General features: G+C 49.8%; 1 protein-coding gene and 2 pseudogenes. 1 reads left to right on the forward strand and 2 read right to left on the reverse strand.

Annotation, left to right across the window (positions count from 1 at the left end):
* Nucleotides 1-304 (forward strand): annotated as a pseudogene (locus PX482_RS23385) (hypothetical protein); the annotation flags it as partial.
* On the opposite strand, the gene PX482_RS23390 reads toward PX482_RS23385, so the two are convergent.
* Both PX482_RS23390 and PX482_RS23395 read right to left on the reverse strand, forming a co-directional pair.
* Nucleotides 305-1,963, reverse strand: a complete 1,659-nt coding sequence (locus PX482_RS23390; RefSeq protein ID WP_288026221.1) for a CHAT domain-containing protein — start codon at nt 1,961-1,963, stop codon at nt 305-307.
* Between the two features lie 188 nt (nt 1,964-2,151).
* Nucleotides 2,152-2,262: pseudogene (locus PX482_RS23395) on the reverse strand (DNA polymerase III subunit delta); the annotation flags it as partial.

The following is a 2,262-nucleotide window of genomic DNA, read 5'->3' on the forward strand; positions in this document are numbered from 1 at the left end:
CCCTACTTCCCACACCCTACACCCCACACCCCACACCCCACCCCCTACACCCTACACCCTACACCCCACCCCCCCCCTCCCCCCCCCCCACCCCCCACTTTCCCACTTCCCCCTCCGCCCACACCCCACACCCCTCACCCTACACCCCACCCCCTACACCCCACACCCCACACCCTACACCCTACACCCCACACACCACACACGAGACACGACACACCAGACCCCCGCTTACCCTCATCTATTCTCCCCACACCCCACACCCCACACCCCACACCCGACGACAAACTTTTTCGACAAACCCTAATTATTCGACCACAAATGCGAGGATTTGGCCTTGGTGACTGCCGAAGCGAATCTGTAAACCGGACTCTAGGGGAACTTCTTGGTTATGAACCTGTTTCCAGTGGCCATCTTGATAGATAAAAGTACCAAAACGGGAGAAATCTGCGAGAAAGTATTGATAGTCTGGATAATCGGCATTTTTACGGCAAATTATCCGACAATGGTTTTTACTAACCCATTTTTCAGCAATCTGTAGATCATTTTCCATGTCCCGTCCTATATTCATGCCACCACCACGGATTGACCATTTTCTTTCGGGACGATCGAGATAGTATAAGAAAGCGGCGGGCATGGTTCTGGAGACATTGGGCATAACCGTCGGTGATTGAGTCTCATCAAGGGTTTGCAGCAATTGCCCGTCGAATTCTGGGTGCATATAGAGAATCGGCAAAGTCCAAGCGGGTTGATTGTACTTGTAGAGGGTTAATAATTGCTGCCTGGCGATACGAACGGCCTGATCAATAGGGACTCTCGGACCGGGAAACAACGTGGACATCTGCGCTTCTTTGTCTTTGAACCCGAAGAGGGTGCGGGTAAAAACTTCGATAAAACTCAAGGCCTCGCGATCTGCGATCGCATCTCGCATGGCCAAAACTGCGGGAACGCCGTGGTGAATCAAGACTTCCGCCAGACTGCTGCGGGGGATCATCTCCTGACCCGATTTAGCGGAATAAGCACCCCAACAGGCATTAAAAACCGTTAAAATAACCTGATTTCTCACCAAAGCTTGGGCTAACTCCGTCCCGTTTAGCTGTTCCCCCGGCCGCAGAAATAGGGAACCGCCATTGGGGGCGGCCATTCCGTGACCGGCGTAGAAAAAAGCTTGATATTTACCCGTATCCAAGGCCCTGGTCAGTTCTTCGGCCTCGGGTCGAATTAAGGTATCGACTTTGACTTTCACTCCCAAATTCTCAGGGAGGGAACTACTGCCCCCAGGGGAGATGGCCCGGATGAGATTGGCGGCCTCGGATTCCAGTGCCTGGTCGGAATTAGTTTCTCCACCCGTATTAATGGCGGTGAGATTGCGGGAACTAGCGGCGGTTTTAATCTGTTTTTCGCCGATAACTAAGAGAATATTGAGACTATTAGTCGGTTTTATCGGTGGCAATGGTTCCACATCGCTGGTGGTGCGGCTAAAGAGTATATTCGGATGCAGAGATATAGCCTGTTTACCTGCTTGCTGCATAATTTCCCAGGGCAGCAGAATTAAATAGGGGTTGCGACATTCCAAGCGAATTCGCAGGGGCTGATTTTTGCCGAGGGCGATTCCCTGACTTTGGGCGAAACTTTGACCAATTGATGCTTGAAATAACCATTGCCAGAGACTAATACCTAGTTTCTGCATCAATTGACCGCCATAACTGCCGCCTTCTCCCGAAAGAGTCAGTTTAGGTCGAGAATTTGCTTCTAATTGCTCTAACATCGGTAAGGTCGGCATTTTTTGCAGACAGAACATTTCCTGCCATGCCATCCATTCCGTGGTTAGACTCTCGGTCCATTCACAGTCATGATGCACATATCCCCCCGGTAGGGGTGCTTTCGTCACCCAACGGGCGAAATGATTACTTGTCGCTAAACTAGAGATCGCTAAGTTTAGACTAGGGATGGCATCATCGGTCATTGTGGTTATTTAGAAGTCTGAAGTCCATAGAATCTTATTCTAGAGGATTTCTGAAAAGCAAGGAAGAGTATTAAGTAGCTGGTTATAATTAAATCAAAAATAGATTTTAGGTTCGATCCCCCCTGCCCCCCTTGATAAGGGGGGTGCCGATAGGCGGGGGGATCTGAAAGTTTTTAATACCTACCTACTTAAGTCACCAATAAACAACAAAGTTCGATAATTTTGGTTTGCAAAGTTGCCAAAGGTTCTGCACCCCGCTTGAGACGATATTCTAATTCGAGAAGTATGGGCAAGGTGGC

This window comes from Microcystis sp. M53602_WE12 (assembly GCF_030065455.1).
Classification (GTDB): domain Bacteria; phylum Cyanobacteriota; class Cyanobacteriia; order Cyanobacteriales; family Microcystaceae; genus Microcystis; species Microcystis aeruginosa.